Origin of the sequence: Candidatus Cryosericum terrychapinii, assembly GCF_003570925.1 — a bacterium.
Taxonomy (GTDB): domain Bacteria; phylum Caldisericota; class Caldisericia; order Cryosericales; family Cryosericaceae; genus Cryosericum; species Cryosericum terrychapinii.
In genome coordinates this window covers 1-20,136 of record NZ_QXIS01000024.1, presented here as the reverse complement: position 1 = coordinate 20,136, position 20,136 = coordinate 1, and the positions used below count along the sequence as shown (strand labels likewise).

The window sequence follows — 20,136 nt, the reverse complement described above, 5'->3', positions numbered from 1 at the left end:
GTGGTCAGCCTCGGGTGTGCAAAGAACCTGGCTGACAGCGAGGCAATGCTTGGGCAGGTCATTGCGGCAGAACCAACGGCTCTGGTTTGTGCCGAGCCTCAGGATGCTGATGTTGTCGTCATTAACACGTGTGGCTTCCTGGGAGCGGCTCGTGATGAGGCTGACGAGACACTCGATGCCGTGGAGCGCCTGCAGGCAGAAGGGCACGTTGTACGAATTGTGGCGGTAGGGTGCTATCCACAGTTGTGGGGGGAGCAAGTCCTGAAGCGACATCCAGGATTGTACGCCGTCATGGGAGTGGACGCGATGTACCAGAAAGCGTTCTGGGAGGGCCTGCTGAAGCAGGTCCCACCTCCAGGAGTCGAGCGACCTGTCGATCTGGATGCCATGCGGGCGTTCGAGGCGCCACGCCTTTTGAGTGGGAGCGCCTCCTATGCCTACCTCAAGATAGCGGATGGGTGCTCGCAGCGGTGTACCTACTGCACAATACCCCGGATCAAGGGGCCTCGCATCAGTCGCTCCGCCGAAGTGATTCTCCGTGAGGCGGAACAGCTGGTACAGGCCGGTGCGACCGAGCTCATCCTTGTTTCGCAAAACACGAGTGCCTATGGCATGGACCTGACTCCTGAACATCGTCCGCAGCTTGCAGCTCTCCTTCGTGAGCTCGATCAACTGCCGGGTGTCAGAATTCTGCGTGTGTTGTACCTCTACCCCACTCTAGTGACTCAGGAACTCCTTGAGGTGATTGGTGGTTCGCGTCACATTGCCCACTACGTCGACATTCCCTTCCAGCATACAGATCCAGTTGTTCTGAGGGCCATGGGACGCCCTTGGGTGGCCGGGTCGGCAGTGCGTCTGGTCAACCGCGTTCGACGAATCATCCCGGATGCAGGGATCCGGAGCACCTTTATCGTTGGGTTTCCTGGGGAGACCGAAGAGCAGTTCCAATGCCTGCTTGCCGATCTCCGTGTGCTTCGACTGGATCACGCGTCGGCATTTGCCTACTCGAGGGAAGCCTTGGCGGTATCGTCACGGTTCCCGGATCAGGTGCATGGATCAACAAAGGGCCGCCGGCTGCGTGAGTTCATGGAGGTTCAGCAGGAAATCTCCTCTTCCATCAATGAGGTTCGATATCTGAACAGAGATGTCGAAATCATTGTCGATGGAGCGACTCGCTCGGGGATCTATGGTAGAACTCTGCTCGATGCGCCCGACGTCGACAACGCCCTCATGGTACGAACCGGTCACAAGATGCACCCTGCACCGGGCGATATCTGCAGGGCACGGATAACGGCGGTGGGCCCCTACGACCTTGACGGTATCCTCCTGTGAGAGCGTTTGTCGCCATTCCTCTGCCAAGCAGCTTCTCTGACTGGCTAGGCCCCTACAGGACGACCTTCGCTTCAACTGTTCCAAGGCTTGGACTGGTTCCCGTTGTCTCCTGCCACATCACGCTGCGGTTCCTGGGGGAGCTTCCGGATGAGCAAATCGATGACGCCGCAGGGCGTCTGTCGCTCGCGACGACGCCAGAAACCAGTGTCGTGCTGGACAGGTTCGGCGTTTTTCGGCGGGACGGGCATCCGACCGTTCTGTGGACCGGGCCCAGCTTCATCCCTCCGACTCTCACTGATCTGGCCGCGAAGATCGATCTCTCCTTGTCTGGGCTGGGTTCCAACGGTCGGACGGAGCGTTTCGCGCCGCACGTAACGCTGGGCCGGTTTGCACCCGGCACGCGTGATGACGAGGTTGCGGCCATTGAGGCAGGGGCCGTAGAGCCATTTGTGGTTCCCGTCACAGACGTTGTTCTCTACGAGAGTATCATGGGACAGGGTCATCCGGTGTACATTGCCCGCGCTTCGGTGCGGCTTGTGCCATTTGCCGAATAGGGAGACCGAATTATACTGAACTATGAAGCTCACACCAAACGTGGAGGCTGTATGGAAAACGGAAAGATGACCGACAAGGTGCAGAAGAACGAGGCCGCCGACAGAGTCACCGATCGTGACAAAGCTCTGGCAGCTGCCATGGTTCAGATAGAGAAGCAGTTTGGGAAGGGTTCAGTCATGAAGCTTGGCGATCACCCGGACAGGGCGTCGGTTCCTGCCATTTCGACCGGGAGCCTTTCCCTTGATGCCGCGCTTGGCATCGGCGGGCTTCCGCGTGGCAGGATCGTCGAGATTTATGGTCCGGAGGGAGGAGGTAAGACCACTCTTGCTCTCCAGGCAATTGCCGAGGCACAGAAGGCGGGGGGCAGGGCGGCGTTCATCGACGCTGAGCACGCTCTTGACCCCGTGTATGCCCGCAACATCGGAGTCGACGTAGACGAGCTGATCATTTCACAGCCTGACTATGCCGAGCAAGCTCTGGAGATAGCCGACATGCTTGTTCAATCAGGTGGTTTGGACGTGTTTGCCCTTGATTCTGTGGCTGCGCTTGTGCCGAGAGTTGAACTCGAAGGCATGATGGGCGATCAGTTCGTGGGACTTCAGGCGCGTCTCATGTCCCAGGCTCTGCGCAAACTTGCAGGTGTCCTGAGCAAGTCACAGACGTGTGCTATCTTCATTAACCAGTTGCGCGAGAAGATTGGCGTCACGTATGGGAATCCGGAGGTCACCCCAGGTGGGCGGGCTCTGAAATTCTACTCATCCGTGAGGCTGGAAGTGCGTCGCGTCGAGAGTATCACCGAGGGCGACGCGGTCATTGGCAACAAGATAAAGGTAAAGGTTGTCAAGAACAAGATGGCACCGCCCTATCGGGTGGCGCAGTTTGACATCATTTTCGGCAAGGGTATCCAGACGTTCGGCGAGGTCGTAGACTTGGCCGTGCAGTTCGACATCATCGAGAAGAGCGGGTCGTGGTATGCCTACGGCGGCACACGGCTTGCCCAGGGACGCGACAATGCTGCGGCCTACCTCAAGGAGCACCCAGACATCATGGCCGAGATCAAGGGCAAGGTCCGCGACAAGCTTTCACCTCAAGCGGATCCCGCCCCTACAGACTAGTTCGGCAGGGTTCCTTGAAGGCACTTCGGTCGGCGTTGGTCGGACCGGAGTCAGACACACTAAGGATGGTAGATACATGCCTGGAATAAACGGGATCATCTCCTCCGCGATCTACGCGGGGATGCTGATTCTTGGCATTGTCATAGGTCTCCTCATTGAAGGATACATCGCCAGGAACCGTGTCGAGTCGGCGCGTGAGCTCGTACGCAAGATGGAACAGGAAGCGCGTTCGAGCATCGAGGCCGAGAATGCCAAGAACAGACTCAAACTCCAAGAGGAACTGGAAGAGAAGAAGAACAGTCTGGAGAACAAGTTCGTTGCCCGCCAGTCAGAGTTGCAGAAGACGGAACATCGTCTGATCCAGAAAGAGACCTTTCTTGACCATCGCGTTGAGCAGGTCGAGCAGAAAGACAGGGATCTCGACATAGCGCAGGAGAAGCTTCGCAGCAAGACGGAGACCCTCGAGGGTCAGCGAGTGGCTGCGGAAACTGAGTTGCAGCGCATCGCGCAACTGAATCCCGAGGAGGCCCGGACGATCGTTCTGGACCGAGCCGAGAAGGACACGAGGTCTCGTGTCGCCAAGATGGTAGGCGAGGTAGTGCATGATGCTCAGCTTCAGGCTGATGCCAAGGCAGCTGAGGTCATTGCTTCGTCTATCCAGAAAATTGCCACTGCCTACGTGGGTGAGTCTACGATCAGCGTGGTTCCTCTGCCCTCCGAAGACTGGAAGGGACGTATTATTGGCCGGGAAGGCCGGAATATCAGGGCTTTCGAGACCCTGACCGGCGTGGACCTCCTGATCGATGATACGCCGGAAGCCGTCACCTTGTCCGCGTTCAACCCGATTCGACGGGAAGTAGCGCGGATTGCCCTGGAACGGCTCGTTGTCGACGGCCGTATTCACCCGGCGCACATCGAGCAATTCGTCGAGGAAGCAGAACGCCAGATGGATGAGCGAGTTTTCAGCGAAGGGCAACAGGCCGCGAATCATGTCGGCATTGCTGGCCTCTCCGACGAAATCACTCGCCTGATTGGCCGTCTGAAGTACCGCACCAGCTATGGCCAGAACGTCCTCGCGCATTCAGTGGAGGCGGCTTTCATAGCAGCCAACATCGCGTCTGAACTGAAGCTGCCTGCTGGACCAGCAAAGCGCGCCGGGTTCCTTCACGACATCGGCAAGGCTGTCGACTACGAAGTCGAAGGGCCACACGCCCTCATCGGGTCGGACATCCTGAACAAGTCTGGTGAATCCGGGGACATCGTTCATGCTGTCGCCGCACATCATGCCGACGTTCCTATGGAGACCGTTCTTGACGTCATCGTGCACGTTGCCGACGCTCTCTCTGCGTCGAGACCGGGTGCTCGTCGTGAGAGCGTTGAAAGCTATATCAAGCGCCTGGAGAAACTGGAGTCTATTGCGAACTCGATACCAGGAATCAAGAAGTCTTATGCTATACAGGCGGGGCGCGAGCTCCGAATTCTGGTGGAACCCGACGAAGTTGATGAGTCCCTGGCAGCAAAGATCGCCATGGATGTTGCTCGCAAGGTGGAGCTGGAAGTCTCGTACCCGGGGCAGATCAAGGTGACCGTTGTTCGTGAGACCAGATATTCCGACTACGCCAAATAGCGCTCTCAACAGCCTGGATACTGTATATAAGCTTCCTTTCGAGAAGGATTCTCTCGGTAAACTCCCGGCTATGCCGGGGGTTTACGTCATACGGGATTCTTCCGATCGTATCATCTATGTCGGCAAAGCGAAGAATCTCCGCAAGAGAGTCGAGTCATATTTTAGAAATGACCTGAACCCGAAAACGAGATCGATGGTGGGCAATGCCCGCTTCTTCAGTTTCATTACGGCGGGACACGAGGACCAGGCCCTGGTGCTCGAGTCGAACTTCATCAAGTGCTACAAGCCCCACTACAATATCCAGCTCATCGACGGAAAGTCGTATCCTCTTATCGAGTTGACGGGAGAGGTTTTTCCGGTCCTCAGGAAGACCCGTCGCGTGACGATGGCCAGAAGCCGCTACTTTGGTCCATATCCGAAGTCGGGACTGCTGAACCTTGGCCTTGACAGCCTGAGACATGCGTTCCCAGTCAGAACGTGTCATCGAAGAATCGATCCGGCCAAACCTACCAAGCCTTGCCTCGACTTCGATCTGGGCCTCTGTCTGGCACCCTGTGGGAACAGGTGTTCCCAAGATGAGTATGCCCAGGTGGTTCAGAACCTGTCGGAGTTTCTGAACGGCAAGATGCGCGCGTTGCTGAGGCAGCTCGAGAACAGCATGGATCAGGCGTCTCGGTCGCAGCAGTACGAGCGGGCGGTACGCTACCGGGACTCCTACCTTGCGCTGAAGGGTCTGTTTGAGCGGTACGCCGTGTTTGCGCCCCGGGCGCGAGACATGGATGTCTTCGCGTTTCATCAACAGGGGAATCTTGTGGGCGTTGTCCGGCAAGCACTTCGCGAGGGACGGCTGATCGCTTCTACAGAATTCATCTATGACCTGAAAGGCAAGGAGGCTCTCGATGCAGTCATGCGGGCAGACCTCATCATCGATTTCTACGACCGGTTTCGTGTAGCTGCTCCGGCGCGGATAGCTGTCGATGCGGTGGGCGCCGAAGCCACGATTGTGCGCGAGCGGCTGCGCGAGGCTCTAGGACCCGCGATTTCGCTGGCGTCGCCACGTTCGACAGGGACCTCGCGGCTCCTGCGCTTTGCAGCTGAAAACGCGGAACAGAAACTGATTGCCTCAATGCGAGCGAGTGGTGTCCCTGCACAACTGTCAGTTCTAAAGGCGGTACTGGACCTGGAACACCTGCCGGTGCGGATCGAGGGATACGACGTATCGAATATCTCAGGAAAGGATGCTACCGTTTCCATGGTCGTTTTTGTGGCCGGCAAACCAGCCAAGGATCAGTATAGGCTGTTCAACATACGCTCCCTCGATACGCCGAACGATCCGGCAATGCTGGCAGAGGCTCTTGCGCGGCGCTTCGCAAGATGGAGTGACATTGGGTTCGGTGATCCTGCAAATCTCTTGCTGATCGACGGTGGGCTTTCGCAATTGGGAGCTGTATGTGTTGTGCGCGACGATGCTGCCGTGGATGTGCCTGTTGTGGGCATCGCCAAGAAGGAAGAACTGCTGTACCGTGAAGGGACTCCGGAACCGGTACGGCTCTCACATGATTCCGGCGCTTTGCTGTTGCTCATGGCGATTCGGGATGAAGCTCATCGGTTCGGCAAACGGGAGTTTCACAAACGCCACGAGCGTCCTCTGAAGCACCGCTGATTTCGAAAGGAGACCTTATGGATCTCATCATTCGTCTGTTGCTGAATGCTTCGGTTTTTCTGCTGGTCAGCCAGGTCGTCCCCGGCTTCAACGTTGCCTCGCTATGGACGGCGCTATGGGCGGCACTCATCTTCGGGTTCGTCAACGCTCTTATTCGCCCGATCCTGCTCGCCATAAGCCTTCCACTGAGCATTCTGAGCCTTGGACTGTTCACGCTCGTCATCGACGCAGCGGTCATGGCTCTGACAGCGTGGCTGGTCCCGGGCTTTGTCGTGAATGGATTCCTGGCGGCGCTCATCGGGTGGGTGCTCGTCTCCTGCGGGAGCATGATTGTTTCATCCCTGCTCAGAAACAACGGAGGGAAGCGGGCATGAGTCCACAGATGCTTGGGGACTTCCACGTCCATACCGTCTTCTCCGGGCATGCGTTCTCCACGCTTCAGGAAGTAGTTGTTGCAGCACAGGAGCGTGGCTTGAAGTATCTTGCCATCACGGACCATGGCCCTGCGCGCCCCGACGGACCGAAGTTGGACTACTTTAAGAATCTCAACAGGCAGGACACGTTGCGCCAGTTGCCCGGGATCCGGGTACTCATAGGGGTCGAGGCCAACATCATCAATCCCTGGGGCGAGCTAGACATGCCCGAGAAGTTGTTGCATGAGCTCGACATCGTCATTGCCGGGTTCCACAACGCTACAGGGTACGGCGGCTCGTCGGTTTCCGAGAACACGGGAGCCCTCGTCAAGGCTATCGAGAAAAACAGGATAACGGTCGTGGCTCATATCGGCGACCCCCGTTTTCCATATCCGGTAGACCTCGAAGAGTCGATTGCTGCCGCAGCAGCAAAGGGAGTGCTTGTCGAGCTGAACCAGTCGGCGCTTCATACCTGGAAGGACGCCAACGTTGCTCACTACGAGCGCGTCCTGGAGCTCCTCGGCAAGTACCATGCACCAATCCTGATGAGCTCGGATTCGCATATCTCCTACAGCGTGGGCATTGTATCGGAGTGCGAGAGGCTTCTGGTTGCACACGGTATCGATCCGGCTTCTACGGTGAACTACTCGGAAGAACTGATCCAGCAGTACCTGGTCCCGCAGTACCTGGTCCCGCAGTCATGAGCGGCGAGGGCATCGCACGGACGGCCGTCATTGTAAGCGTTCGCAGGATCGGCGAGATCGTCGATCCCGACCGCCCGGAAGAAACGCGACAGCTGGCCGAAGGCCTCGGAGTGGAAGTACTCGAGTCCAAGACCTTTGTGCAGCGGATCCCTCAGCGTTTCCTGCTTGGCAAGGGGCAGGTCGAAGAGCTGCATGAGCTACTGCAGGCCCTGCGGGCCGATCTCGTCATTTTCGACTCCGAGCTTACGCCTCCTCAGTATCGCCATATGATCGACCATCTCGAGAGCTCCGTGATGGATCGAGCCAGACTCATCCTGGAGACATTCGCTTCTCACGCTCACACGGCCGAAGCAAAGAAGCGCGTCCAGATTGCCGAGCGTCTCTTTGAACTGACGCAGCTGCGGGCAATGAACGCAGGGTATGACCAGCAGGCAGGCTATATTGGCATGCGCGGGCCAGGCGAGACCCTGTTTCAAAAGCGCCGCAGAGCAAAGAGATCGGAGATCCACGATCTCCGTGAAGAGGTGAAGGAAGTCGATACGCGGTATGCCATCAAGGCGCACACTCGGCAGGAATCGGCGATTGTGAAGATAGCTGTGGTAGGGTACACGAATGCCGGCAAGAGCACGATGATCAATCTGCTGGCGGGGTCCGAGCTGCTGGCTGAGGACAGGCTCTTTGCCACACTGGACACGGCGGCAAGACCGGCTCACTTCGGACGCCAATCCACTGTCCTCATCGATACGGTCGGCTTCATCCGGGACCTGCCGGAATCACTGATGGATTCGTTTCGTTCGACTCTCGAGGAAGCCCGTGATGCGGACCTCCTCCTGCACATTGTCGATGCTGGCGTGCGAGACCTGCATGAGCGTATTCACGTCGTCGACACAGTTCTGGCACGCATCGGCTGTGCCGACATTCCCCGGGTGCTGATCTTCAACAAGATCGATACGGTCGGTCAGGCCAAGCGGGAAGAGGTTCTCCATATCGGAGCAGGGTTCTTGGTTTCTGCCACGACTCTTGAGGGTATCGATCGACTCAAGGACCACATTGCTGAAGTCCTGCTCCGCCGCGTTGTCCACGGGCGATACGTCATCCCGTTCACTGAGCCGGCAGCGCGAGCTGAACTCTATGCCGGCGCAGTTGTCCTGAATGAGAGACTCACTGCGCGGAGCTGGATCATCGAAGCAGCCAGCGCAGCCCCGGGCGCCCGCCTCCCTCAGCGTTTCCTGCGAAAGGATTGAGGGCAGTAACCCAGCGTTCCGGGATCCACCATGTGAATGCCTGCGAGCCCCGACTCTATTGGCAACGAGGGCTGCATTCATATAATACACTCTGCCGAACTGGAAACCGATGCATTGACGTCGGTGTACAGCGACGTGGAGACAAGGAGCGGGACAAAGTGTGAATATACGGGACTTCGACTACGAGCTGCCGCAGGGGCTGATCGCGCAGACGCCTCTTGAACAGCGTGACCTTGCGCGTCTCATGGTTGTTGACCGGGCTGCCGGGACGATTGAGCACAAAGGGTTTCGTGACCTGCCCTCATATTTGCACCCTCGGGACGTGATCGTCGTTAATGATACGCGCGTCAATGAGGCGAGCTTTGCCTGCCATAAGGACGCGACCGGCGCTGCCATCGACGTGCTGTTGACGGCTCGGAAGTCGCCGACCCGCTTCATGGCGCTGGTGCGCCCTCTCAAGCGCCTGCACGTTGGGGAGACGTGCACCGTTACATCCGACGTGAGCCTGCGGCTGCTGGAGCGCAACGACGATGGTGATGCGACGGTCGAATTCTCCCGCGATCCGTATGCCAGCGACGAGTTTCGAGCGAAGGCGCGGGTACAGATTCCCCCGTATATCAAGCAGTTCCCTGACGATCCTGGGGCGTATCAGACAGTCTATGCGCGCGAGCCGGGCTCCGTCGCCGCCCCGACGGCCGGACTGCATTTCACCCCTGAGTTGCTGGCAAGGATACGGGACCTGGGCACTGACATCCAGCACGTCACGCTCGATGTCGGATTGGGAACGTTCCAACCGGTGCGTGTCGAGCGTGTCGAGGATCATCACATGCATACTGAGCGGTTCACACTGCCTGAGGAAACGGCAAGGGCCGTCAACGCAGCTCGCGCAAACCGCGCGGCCGTGACTGCCATCGGCACGACGGTCGCCAGGACGCTCGAGTCATGCATCAACCCCGACGGGACCGTCAGAGCCGGCAGCGGAGAGACCAGCATCTTCATCTATCCTCCTCATGAGTTCCACGGATTCGACCATCTGGTCACGAACTTTCATCTCCCGAAATCGACCCTGCTGATGCTCGTGGGGGCGTATATGGGCATGGAGCTCATGTGGAGAGCATATCATGAGGCGATCAGTGAGCGATACCGTTTCTTCAGCTTTGGCGATGCCATGCTGATTCTCTAGGCAGCTGACATGGCCATATTCGAAACGACCTGCCAGAGCTCCACGGGACGTGAACGCACGGGGATCCTGACGACTGTGCATGGCACCGTGAGAACGCCTGTTTTCATGCCTGTCGGCACACAGGCGACCATCAAGGGGCTTACCCCAGAACAGGTGGCGGAGATCGGGTTCGAGATCATTCTCTCGAACACCTACCACCTGTATCTCCAGCCAGGAGACGACGTCGTGCGCGAAGCGGGCGGCCTCCATCGGTTCATGCACTGGGACCGGAGTATCCTCACGGACAGCGGTGGTTTCCAGGCGATGAGTCTCTCCCGAATCAGCAAGAAGAGCGATGAAGGCATCGAGTTCCAGTCATTCATTGATGGTTCGAGGCACATGTTCACACCAGAACGCGTGATTGCCATCGAGAAGAACCTGGATGCTGACGTGGTCATGCCTCTGGACATCTGCACGCAATATCTCTCAGAGCGCGTCATGGCAGAGAAAGACCTTGCGCGGACTGTCTCCTGGTTCGGGCGGGCAAAGAAGGCAATGGGTGAGTCGCATCAACTGCTGTTTGGGATCACGCAGGGTGGCTTCTATGGCGACCTCAGGGAGGAGTCGACTGAGCGCATCATGGAGCTGGAACCGCAGGGATTTGCCATAGGAGGTCTCAGTGTAGGCGAAGAGCGTCAGTTGACTATGGACATGCTGGATCATAGCTTGCTTCATGCCCCCGACGATTGCCCAAGGTACTTCATGGGACTGGGCGATCCGATCGGGATTCTGGAGATCATCAGCCGCGGTGTCGACATGTTCGACTGTGTTCTGCCCACGAGGGTAGCTCGCAATCAGATGGTCTTCACCCGGGAGGGCGTGGTCAAGATCTCCAAGAAGATCTACCAACGAGACTTCCGCCCTATCGACGAAGACTGTTCGTGCTACATGTGTCGCAACTACACCCGCGCATATCTGCGGCATTTGTTCAAGGCGAACGAGATGCTCGCGGGAACGCTCGCGACCATTCACAACCTCCAGTTCCTTCAGACGATGATTGGCGAAATCCGAAATGCGATTGCGGCCGGCACCTTTGCCGAGTACAAACGCGCGTTCATCGAGCGGTACACTGCATCGTCCGACAGGGTATGGTGAGCGTCCCGCAGCGCCCATTGCCGCATTGACACTGAGTCTCATTTGATGTACATTTGATGTGTTGTCGAAACCAGGAGGAATCATAATGCGGTCGAAAGTAACAGCAAGCCTTATTCTTGTGATTGTCGTGGCAATCGCCGCTGGTGTGATTAATTATGAGGGGCTGATTGCCAAGAACACAAAGCTGATCCCTAAGCTCGGGCTTGATCTCAGAGGTGGCGTGCGTATTGTTCTCGAAGCGCAGGACACGGAGAGCGCCAAGGCCACGAACGATGCTATCGATGCGGCTGTTGTAGTCATTGACAAGCGTGTCAATGCTCTGGGTGTCAGTGAAGCTACTGTCGTACGCGAAGGTGTGAACTCCAAGCGTATCATGGTCGAACTCCCGGGCTGGACGGATCCAGAGGCCGCCAAAGGAATTATCGGCAAGACTGCACTTCTCGAGTTCAAGACGGAGGATGGCAAGGTTGTCGTGAACGGTTCGAATCTCAAGTCCGTTCAGGCTGCCCTCAGCCAAGTACAGGGGAGTCTAGGAGAACCCGAGATCTCGTTTGAGCTGGACGCAGCAGGCACTACTGCGTTCGCTGCCGCAACTCAGGCGAACGTCGGGAAGAAGATTACGATCTATCTGGACAGCCAAGTTCTGATGAGCCCGACGGTCGATAGCGCGATCACGGACGGCAAGGGCGTCATCAGCGGAGGGTTCACGACGGCGGAGGTCAGCAAAGATGTGCTCCTGCTCAAGAGTGGATCGCTTCCTGTCAAGCTGGTTACGCTCTCCGAAGAAGTAGTTGGACCTTCACTCGGCAGTACTTTTGTCCGCCGCAGCGCATTGGCGGCAGTGATTGCCTTTCTTCTCGTCGTCATCTGGATGTTTGTCATGTACCGATATCTGGGTCTCGTCTCGGGCATTGCTCTTATCATCTATGCCGACATTCTCATGGCTGCGTATCTCGTCCTGCATGCAACACTCTCGCTGCCCGCCATCGGTGGTGCGATCCTGTCCATCGGTATGGCAGTGGATGCCAACTGTATCATCTTCGAGCGCATTCGTGAAGAACTTGGGATGAAGAAGACCGTCAAGAGCGCAATTGGAGCTGGCTTCTCCCGAGCATTCCGTGCCGTGTTTGACTCCAACCTGACCGTGCTTGTAGGCACCGCGTTCCTGTTCTACTTCGGTAGTGGGACCGTGCGCGGATTTTCCGTGACGCTTGCTCTCGGCGTTCTCGCCAGCATGTTCACGGCCGTGTTTGCCAGCCATACGCTGGTCGACCTCCTGCTTACTCCTGCCATTGCCAGGAACAGCAGGAAATTCCTCGGTTAGGCGGTGCAGCCATGACATTCAGAGAGAGAATCCTGAAGTGGGACATCATTGGTAAAACACGTACGTGGTTCACTATGTCGTCTATCATCATTGTGATTGGTATTGCGGCCATGGTTGTCAATACGATCAGCTTCGGGTCGCCGCTCAAGTTTGGCATTGACTTCATAGGCGGAACACTCATTAACGCCTCCTTTGAGAAAGCTCCTGATGAAGCAGTTGTCAGCAGCATACTTTCAGCCAACGGCTATAGCAACGTTACAGTCCAGCGGGCCGGAGAAAAGGGCATTACGATGAAGGTGGAGGCAAGTGAAATCGACCCGGCCGTCAGCGGGAAGATCATCAGCGACATTGTGGCGAAGTATGGTGCCGTTGATGTGGGAACCTATGAAATCACCTCCATCGCACCCGTCATTGGACGCGACCTCCTACGTCGATCGAGCTTGGCATTGGGCCTTTCGCTGCTGTTTACGTTGCTCTATATTACGATTCGTTTCAAATTTTCATTCGGTCTTGCAACGATCCTGGGCATGGTGCACGATATCTTCGTTGCCCTCGGCATCCTGGCCGTTTTCCGGGTTCCTCTCAACGCACCCTTTGTTGGCGCCTTTCTTGCGATCATTACCTACTCGGTGCAGGATGGTGTGGTGGTCATGGACCGCATCCGCGAGAAATTACGCTATCGGGCGAAAGAGCCTTTTGATAAACTGGCGAATGCTGCGGTCACAGAGACATGGATGCGGTCGTTCAACACGTCCTTTACGACGTTTCTCGCCGTGCTGGTTCTGTTCATAATGGGCGGAGCTCCAATTCGTGACTTCTCGACAACGCTGTTGGTGGGCATCATCTCTGGAACCTACTCCTCTATCTACATTTCTACACCTCTGCTGGTGCTGTGGGTGCAGGGCAGAGAGAAGGCTGCTGCTCTGCAGAAGGCATAATGCTTCTTCCAGGGCTCTCAGTCGACAAGGGACAATGCAGGGAGGCAACATGAATCTGAGAGACTTCATACGCGACATACCGGATTTTCCTCAGAAGGGGATTATGTTTAGGGACCTGACGCCACTCATGGGCGATGCCGACGCGTTCGCATTTGCGGTCGACGAGCTGGCGAAGCAGTTCAGAACGGACCGCATTGACAAGATAGTCGGGGTGGAAGCGAGGGGTTTCATCATCGGTGCTGCACTGGCCTACGCCCTGCATGTCGGTTTTGTGCCGGCTCGCAAGCCAGGAAAGCTTCCCTACAAATCGGTTCGCAAGGAATATGAGCTCGAGTATGGTGTATCGATCCTTGAGATGCATGAAGACGCCATCAAGCCTGGGGAACGCGTGCTCATCGTCGACGACCTGCTGGCGACGGGTGGCACTATCAGCGCTACTGCCGACCTCGTCCAGTCATTGGGCGGCGACATCGTCGCGTATGCGTTCTTGGTGACTCTGAAGGACCTCGCCGGAGCCAGCAAGCTGAGTGGTGGAAGGGTTGTCTCGCTGCTTGACCTTTGAAGCTTGACGCTGAGTTTGACGTTGATAAGGAGTTTGAGACTCTCATAGCGACGCTTCGAGGCTGGCTCTCCCCAGAGGAGATCGGCCTCGTTGAGCGAGCGTTCGTGTTTGCGCGCCAGAGGCACGGGGATCAGAAACGTGCTTCTGGCGCTCCGTATATGCTCCACCCGGTCAAAGCGGCTCTTGTGCTGGCCAATTATCGTCTGGATGCTGAGACCTACGCCGCCTGTCTGCTGCATGATGTCCTGGAGGACACTAAGACGACGGCGAAGGAGCTTGAAGAGAGTTTCGGGGCTAAGGTGGCATCACTTGTCGAGGGAGTGACGAAGCTGCGCGGCCTGAACTACCTTTCCCGCGAGGAGACCAACCTCGAGAACGTCCGCAAGATTCTCCTCGCCATGGCTGCAGACCTGCGGGTGGTCCTGATCAAGCTTGCCGACCGACTGCACAACATGCGGACGCTGCAGTACCTGAGCGAGGACAAGCAACAGCGTATTGCCCAGGAGACCATGGAGATCTACGTTCCTCTCGCCCATCGACTTGGGATATACGAGCTCAAGTGGGAGATGGAGGACCTCGCATTCCGCTACCTGAACCCCGATGAGTACCGGAGACTGGCTGGACTTGTGGCTGCCAAGCGGGCTGAACGGGAAGCGTTCGTAAAGGAAACGATCGACCAGATCGACCATTTCCTGGAAGAAAAGGATATCCGGGCTCAGGTCTCGGGCCGGCCAAAAAATCTATATAGTATCTACCGCAAGATGGTTCAGCAGGGCAAGACATTCGACGAGATCTACGATCTCACCGCGGTCCGGATTCTTGTCAACACGATCCCTGAGTGCTACCTCGTTCTGGGGTATGTGCACGAGGCATTCACTGTCGTTCCCGGGCGGGTGAAGGACTACATCGCTCTTCCGAAGCCGAATGGCTACCAATCGCTGCACACGACCGTGATGGGCTCCAACGGAGAACCGCTGGAGATTCAGATCCGGACCAAGCGAATGCACGAAGTCGATGAGATGGGCGTGGCTGCCCACTGGAAGTACAAGGAAGGTAAGGCGGCCGATCTGGTCGATTCGGAGCGGTTCGCCTGGCTGCGCCAGATGGTAGACTGGCAGAAAGATGTCCCCAGTAGTGGAGAGTTCGTGGACCGAGTCAAGGTCGACGTGTTTACGGACGAGGTCCTCGTATTCACACCGAAAGGGGACGTCATCAATCTGCCGATTGGCTCCACTCCCGTGGATTTTGCGTATCACATCCATACGGACATAGGTAACAACTTGGTTGGAGCCAAGGTCAACGATCGTATCGTGCCGATTGATACGGAGCTGGTGACTGGAGACCGCGTGCAGGTCATTACCTCGCGGAATTCCGGAGGGCCGAAGTCAGACTGGCTGAAGTTTGTCAAGGCAGCCTCGACAAAGGGGCATATCCGGGCATATCTGCGGAAGAAGGAACTGGAGCATTCAACCCCTGAGAGGCCCAATGTGGAGGAGCGCCCGCGGACGGTCGTGACGCGTCCGTCGCTGTCGGACCGGCGGGCTGTGGCAGACAGTGGATTCCGCATCGTCGTTCGAGGTGATGCGACACTCCCGATTGTCATTGCCACGTGTTGCAGTCCTACATATCCTGATGAGATTCTCGGTTATGTGACGCGTGGTAGAGGTGTCACGATCCACAGGGTCGATTGCGCCAATATTCCATCGCTAGCCATGGAGCCGGAGCGTCTTGTCGACGCTCACTGGGAGATGATCCCTCGGAAAGCGCGTGAACGGACTATTGTCATCGAGACCTTGAATGTCCCCGGCGTGCTCTACCAGGTGTCTGAGGAGTTCGCCAAAAGAGACATCAACATCAAGTACATGAAGAATGCCGAGCGTCTCTCCATGTTCAGGAAGAAAGGCGAGGCGCCGCGCACACAGATCAAGATCGTCGCAGAATTCGCTGACGAAGCCACCTATCGACAGACGATGGAAGCGCTCAGGGAGCTTACGTCTGTGATCTCCGTCAAGCAGCGGTAGGAGCTGGTCGTCCGTCGAGCCTTACGTTGAGACGGTTTTCTCCGGTTGTACTCGGGACTGCAGTGGATGGAGGGAATGCGTCACGATATAGGGGTAGTGTAGCGCGCCAGGGTGGACCCGGCTGTCGCCCTTGCAGATATGTGAATTCCCAAGGAAGTAGATTCTGTCTACTATGTAGTAACAGTCAGACCGTCGGTGACGACCATTAGAAAGAACGATGAATGACGTGGTCTGACAAGGAGGTACTCGGTGTTGTGTCCAAGTTGTGGAAAGACAATTCCCGACGGCTCTACCTTCTGTCCGGGGTGTGGGACGAAGCTGGCAAGCGCGAAGAAGGTTGCAGCCCTCATCCCCTACCGACAGAGGGACAAATGGGGATTCTGCGACCGAGACAGGAAGATGGAAGTACCGGCACTCTACCATAGCGTAGACCCCTTCAGCAACGGTCTTGCGCGCGTCCACCTGGACGGCAAAGTTGGCTTCGTCGACGCTAGAGGGAACATGACAATACCCGCTGTCTACGACAACGCAGATGACTTCTGCGAGGGTCTTGCGCGCGTCAAACTCAACGGTGAATACGGGTACATCGACACCAAAGGGAACATGGCAATCCCGGCGGTCTATGATGGCGCAGATTCTTTCGCCGAGGGTCTTGCACGCGTCATGGGACTCAACGACAAATGGGGCTTCGTCGACGCCAGAGGGAACATGACAATACCCGCTGTGTACGATGGTGCACTTCCCTTCAGGGATGGTCTTGCGCGCGTCAATCTCAACGGCAAATGGGGCTTCGTTGACACCAAAGGGAACATGATAATACCGGCCATCTACGATAACGCAGATGACTTCTGCGAGGATCTTGCGCGCGTCAATCTCAACGGCAAATGGGGTTTCGTCGACGCCAAAGGGAACATGGCAATCCCGGCCGTCTACGATGGGGCAGATTCTTTCGCCGAGGGCCTTGCACGGGTCATAGGACTCAACGACGAATGGGGCTTCATTGACACCAAAGGGAATATGGCAATCCCGGCGGTCTATGATGGCGCAGATTCTTTCGCCGAGGGTCTTGCACGTGTCGAACTGAACGGTGAGTACGGTTACATCGACACCAAAGGGAACATAGCGATACCGGCCGTCTACCATGGCGCAGATTCTTTCGCCGAGGGTCTTGCACGTGTCGTCCGACGCAACGACAAATGGGGTTTCGTCGACACTAAAGGGAACATGGCAATCCCGGCGGTCTACGATTGGGCACATGCTTTCGCCGAGGGGCTGGCGCTTGTCAAACTCAACGAGAGATACGGTTTCATCGACGCCAAAGGGAACATCGCGATACTGGCCGTCTATGATAGAGCCGATGACTTCAGCGAGGGTCTTGCACCTGCCAGACTCAACGGCAAATGCGGCTACATCGACACCACGGGCACACAGTACTGGGAAGATTGACAGAACGAGGGGAGGATCCCTGCTTCGCGAACAGTCACTATTGGTGGGCCTATAGAAGGCGAATGTGGTCAGGTCGTGGCGTTCGTTTGAAAGAGTCAGGACCCATTTTGCAGAAAATCCTGAAAGCTAATGCGGACTCGGCAGGGCGAAACAATTGTCTGGGGGGGGGGTATGGATTCGCCCTGCCTCGGCTTCTGTCCCGCCCGCATTCCTCTCCAGACCCCTCGTGCGGGCCGTCGCCAGGCCGAGATGTGCCCCTAAACCTATGTGGACTATCTGTGCTAGCTTGCATCGCGGTCGGCACCGATGGCCTGTTCCTCGACGTCAGAGCGCCCGAGACTCGGTAGAGAGCCAGAAATGCTCGTCAGCTCTGTCAGAGATGCTGATGCTGTGGTTCTGTGACTTTCCCAGTGCCTTGTGCTGCTTCGGAACTGCCACAGAGGGAAGGTTGTTGACAGTACGGCTCCGAGAACGCTTTTGGCGGGGCTACCGCTTTCCCGCGTACAATCGCGTGGGTGACCACACATTATGACCTGCACTATGCAACGCATGACACTTGTGGGGAGCGTGTTGTATTATCGCGATCCCCGGAGGCGGTTGCTGAATATTGACTCGAGTCTTGTGCACAGGTAGAGTGTTTTCGGGAGGAGGTGCCCCGATGAAGACTTCCGTGAGGATCTGTGCGATGTTCTTGGCGCTGATGCAAGTACTATCGGTCGTTGCAGACTGCACGGCACAAAGTGCAGGGCAACCGTCTCATGGAGCATTCAGTGAGACTGCTCAGGCACCGGCTGGACCGCACATCATGACGGTTCTACTGTGGATTGATAGCCCAACGATGACCGTGGACGGTGTACGACAGAAAATCGACCCCGGCAGAGACGCAAGACCAATTATCAGAGACAGCAGGACCCTTGTCCCCGTGGGAGCCATTGTCGAAGTACTGGGGGGAGAGGTTTCTTGGTATGACGCAGACAAGAGAGTCTCCATAACAGTCGCTGACATCACTATCGAGCTCTGGATCGGAAGGAACACGGCCAGCGTGAACGGTGTCTCCAAGCCAATCGACCCGGTAAGTCCTCGGGTTGTTCCCGAAGTCGCCAATGGGAGAACGATGGTTCCGCTGCGGTTTGTCGCCGAGAGCCTTGGTGTCACGGTAACATGGAACCAGACCAGAAGAGAGATCAACCTGACCTTTGAGCAGAACCTCATTCAGAACAGCGACAAGACTATCGCATTGGCTGTCAGGCGAGATGACGTGGCCGTTTGTAGAATCTATGTGCGCAATCCGCTGGCCACGGACATCATCGTCCAGGCCACCCTGCTCGCGGCGCAGTTGCCACAAAACTGGACGGCCGAATTCTGCTATGGGGATATCTGCTGTTTCAAGAGCACGGAAATCACGCTACATGGCCACGAACAGAAGATCATCGAACTATCGGTTCGCACACGAGGAACCGGCGAAGGCGACGCCTCGCTGCTTGTCAGTTCAAGGGAGTTTGACGATGATAGCCTCAACGTGCATGTCACATCAAGTGGGGATTAGCGATGGTTAAGAGAATCCTGGCAATCCTCATCGTATGCATGCTGGTTGTTTCTGCTGCAAGTCCGGTGATTGCAGTCGATACGACGTCCGCTGGGACGGTGGCGAGAAAGACACTCATGGAGCTCTTCACCGCGACGTGGTGTGGATTCTGCGCGACGTATGGGCCGAACGCAGACAGGGCCTACGACGAACTGGGTCCGCAGCAGGTCATATTGCTGAGAAACCAGGCAGGGCGGGACGGACTAGACACTGAAGAAACGAATGCCCGAGCCAATTTCTATGGTGTGACTGGAGTGCCTACGCTCTACGTCAACGGCACATACGCCTATCTTGCTGACTACTCGGCCTTCGTACAAAAAATAAGGGACATGAACAGCGTTGTGGCATTGTTCCAAGTAAGTATCTCTGCTCAGGTGCAGGACACTACATCTCAGGGCGCTGCAACCATAGAAGTCAAGTCACTGACGAGTAAGGTCTACGGGAATCTGCATCTCATCGTTGCTCTCTTCGAGAAGGTCGTGGCCTATGAAGGTGGCAACGGGGTGAAGACTCACCGCTTTGTTGTCCGGGATTACCTCTTCGGCGAGGTGGGCGAGCAGGTCGGTCTGGCCGGGTTTCAGACACGACAGTTCAGCTATCCTTGTGTGTTGCCGAATGGCTCCAATCCAGGAGATTTTGGCATTGCGGCATGGATCCAGGACTTCTCCACAAAGGAGGTTCTGCAGGCAGAGTCAGCCGAGATCGCCGTTGCAGGACAAGGGCAGTACACCGTAGCAGCCTCGGCAGGTGAAGGGGGCACGATATCACCTGTAGGCGCGACAACTGTAGATGGTGGAAAGGACCAGGTGTATGTCGTCGTCCCTGCTGCGGGGCACCACATCCAGGACGTCGTCATCGACGGTGTCCCCGCAGGGGCTGTCACGCTCTACACCTTCACGAAGGTCCAGGCCAGCCACACCATCCATGCCTCCTTTGCCCCGGATGCCTACACCCTGACAGTGACCCCTCCCGTGTATGGCACGGTCACAAAGAGCCCTGACCAAGCGACCTACACTTTCAACGCATCCGTCACCCTCACGGCCACCCCTGCTGTTGGTTACACCTTCACCGGCTGGTCCGGGGACCTCACGGGCACTACGAACCCGATAACTATCACCATGGATGCAGATAAGACCGTCACGGCGACCTTCACTGCAATCCCGACGTACACGCTGACGCCCTCTGCCGGGACTGGGGGCACCATCACCCCGAACACCGTGCAGACCGTTGCTCAAGGTGGGAGCACGACATTCACCATTACTCCGAATGCCGGCTACCACATCGCCGATG

General features: G+C 56.9%; 17 protein-coding genes. All 17 read left to right on the top strand.

The window, feature by feature from the left end; genetic code table 11:
• Positions 1 to 1,332 carry a 30S ribosomal protein S12 methylthiotransferase RimO gene (gene rimO, locus SMC7_RS04065; protein WP_165845129.1) on the top strand — a complete coding sequence of 444 codons (1,332 nt, stop codon included), beginning with the start codon at positions 1 to 3 and terminating at the stop codon, positions 1,330 to 1,332.
• Positions 1,329 to 1,886: an RNA 2',3'-cyclic phosphodiesterase gene (gene thpR / locus SMC7_RS04060; protein WP_119089079.1), complete on the top strand. Its 558-nt coding sequence runs from the start codon at positions 1,329 to 1,331 to the stop codon at positions 1,884 to 1,886. Before rimO ends, thpR begins: the two co-directional genes overlap by 4 nt.
• A gap of 51 nt (positions 1,887 to 1,937) precedes the next feature.
• Entirely contained in the window at positions 1,938 to 3,002 is a 1,065-nt protein-coding gene (gene recA / locus SMC7_RS04055; RefSeq protein WP_165845128.1) for a recombinase RecA, read from the top strand.
• A gap of 76 nt (positions 3,003 to 3,078) precedes the next feature.
• Positions 3,079 to 4,629, top strand: coding sequence for a ribonuclease Y (gene rny / locus SMC7_RS04050; protein WP_119089078.1), 1,551 nt, complete (start codon positions 3,079 to 3,081; stop codon positions 4,627 to 4,629).
• Positions 4,598 to 6,292 (top strand): excinuclease ABC subunit UvrC, encoded by a 1,695-nt coding sequence (gene uvrC, locus SMC7_RS04045; protein WP_126850720.1) that lies wholly within the window; start codon positions 4,598 to 4,600, stop codon positions 6,290 to 6,292. Before rny ends, uvrC begins: the two co-directional genes overlap by 32 nt.
• Before the next feature lie 17 nt (positions 6,293 to 6,309).
• Positions 6,310 to 6,666: a phage holin family protein gene (locus SMC7_RS04040; RefSeq protein ID WP_119089076.1), complete on the top strand. Its 357-nt coding sequence runs from the start codon at positions 6,310 to 6,312 to the stop codon at positions 6,664 to 6,666.
• Positions 6,663 to 7,409 (top strand): PHP domain-containing protein, encoded by a 747-nt coding sequence (locus SMC7_RS04035; RefSeq protein WP_119089075.1) that lies wholly within the window; start codon positions 6,663 to 6,665, stop codon positions 7,407 to 7,409. Before SMC7_RS04040 ends, SMC7_RS04035 begins: the two co-directional genes overlap by 4 nt.
• Positions 7,406 to 8,653 (top strand): GTPase HflX, encoded by a 1,248-nt coding sequence (gene hflX, locus SMC7_RS04030; protein WP_119089074.1) that lies wholly within the window; start codon positions 7,406 to 7,408, stop codon positions 8,651 to 8,653. The genes SMC7_RS04035 and hflX overlap by 4 nt, the downstream gene beginning before the upstream one ends.
• A gap of 160 nt (positions 8,654 to 8,813) precedes the next feature.
• Entirely contained in the window at positions 8,814 to 9,836 is a 1,023-nt protein-coding gene (queA, locus tag SMC7_RS04025; protein WP_119089073.1) for a tRNA preQ1(34) S-adenosylmethionine ribosyltransferase-isomerase QueA, read from the top strand.
• Positions 9,837 to 9,845: 9 nt separating this feature from the next.
• Positions 9,846 to 10,970 carry a tRNA guanosine(34) transglycosylase Tgt gene (tgt, locus tag SMC7_RS04020; protein WP_119089072.1) on the top strand — a complete coding sequence of 375 codons (1,125 nt, stop codon included), beginning with the start codon at positions 9,846 to 9,848 and terminating at the stop codon, positions 10,968 to 10,970.
• Positions 10,971 to 11,055: 85 nt separating this feature from the next.
• The gene (gene secD / locus SMC7_RS04015) at positions 11,056 to 12,294 is read left to right on the top strand and encodes a protein translocase subunit SecD (RefSeq protein ID WP_119089071.1); all 1,239 of its coding nucleotides are present in this window, start codon (positions 11,056 to 11,058) and stop codon (positions 12,292 to 12,294) included.
• 11 nt (positions 12,295 to 12,305) lie between these two features.
• Positions 12,306 to 13,232: a protein translocase subunit SecF gene (secF, locus tag SMC7_RS04010; RefSeq protein ID WP_119089070.1), complete on the top strand. Its 927-nt coding sequence runs from the start codon at positions 12,306 to 12,308 to the stop codon at positions 13,230 to 13,232.
• Between the two features lie 49 nt (positions 13,233 to 13,281).
• Positions 13,282 to 13,794: an adenine phosphoribosyltransferase gene (locus tag SMC7_RS04005; protein ID WP_119089069.1), complete on the top strand. Its 513-nt coding sequence runs from the start codon at positions 13,282 to 13,284 to the stop codon at positions 13,792 to 13,794.
• Entirely contained in the window at positions 13,791 to 15,815 is a 2,025-nt protein-coding gene (locus SMC7_RS04000; RefSeq protein WP_119089068.1) for a RelA/SpoT family protein, read from the top strand. Before SMC7_RS04005 ends, SMC7_RS04000 begins: the two co-directional genes overlap by 4 nt.
• 249 nt (positions 15,816 to 16,064) lie before the next feature.
• On the top strand, positions 16,065 to 17,261 hold the full coding sequence (locus tag SMC7_RS03995; RefSeq protein ID WP_119089067.1) for a WG repeat-containing protein: 1,197 nt from the start codon (positions 16,065 to 16,067) through the stop codon (positions 17,259 to 17,261).
• Positions 17,262 to 17,919: 658 nt separating this feature from the next.
• Positions 17,920 to 18,807 carry a stalk domain-containing protein gene (locus SMC7_RS03990; protein WP_119089066.1) on the top strand — a complete coding sequence of 296 codons (888 nt, stop codon included), beginning with the start codon at positions 17,920 to 17,922 and terminating at the stop codon, positions 18,805 to 18,807.
• A gap of 2 nt (positions 18,808 to 18,809) precedes the next feature.
• The coding region (locus SMC7_RS03985) for an InlB B-repeat-containing protein (protein ID WP_133298280.1) at positions 18,810 to 20,136 on the top strand (1,327 nt) is incomplete at its 3' end.

Coding starts and splice junctions, on each gene's coding strand:
- recA (WP_165845128.1), top strand. CDS start 1,938: ATGGAAAACGGAAAGATGACCGACAAGGTGCAGAAGAACGAGGCCGCC.
- rny (WP_119089078.1), top strand. CDS start 3,079: ATGCCTGGAATAAACGGGATCATCTCCTCCGCGATCTACGCGGGGATG.
- SMC7_RS04040 (WP_119089076.1), top strand. CDS start 6,310: ATGGATCTCATCATTCGTCTGTTGCTGAATGCTTCGGTTTTTCTGCTG.
- SMC7_RS04035 (WP_119089075.1), top strand. CDS start 6,663: ATGAGTCCACAGATGCTTGGGGACTTCCACGTCCATACCGTCTTCTCC.
- hflX (WP_119089074.1), top strand. CDS start 7,406: ATGAGCGGCGAGGGCATCGCACGGACGGCCGTCATTGTAAGCGTTCGC.
- tgt (WP_119089072.1), top strand. CDS start 9,846: ATGGCCATATTCGAAACGACCTGCCAGAGCTCCACGGGACGTGAACGC.
- secD (WP_119089071.1), top strand. CDS start 11,056: ATGCGGTCGAAAGTAACAGCAAGCCTTATTCTTGTGATTGTCGTGGCA.
- secF (WP_119089070.1), top strand. CDS start 12,306: ATGACATTCAGAGAGAGAATCCTGAAGTGGGACATCATTGGTAAAACA.
- SMC7_RS04005 (WP_119089069.1), top strand. CDS start 13,282: ATGAATCTGAGAGACTTCATACGCGACATACCGGATTTTCCTCAGAAG.
- SMC7_RS03990 (WP_119089066.1), top strand. CDS start 17,920: ATGAAGACTTCCGTGAGGATCTGTGCGATGTTCTTGGCGCTGATGCAA.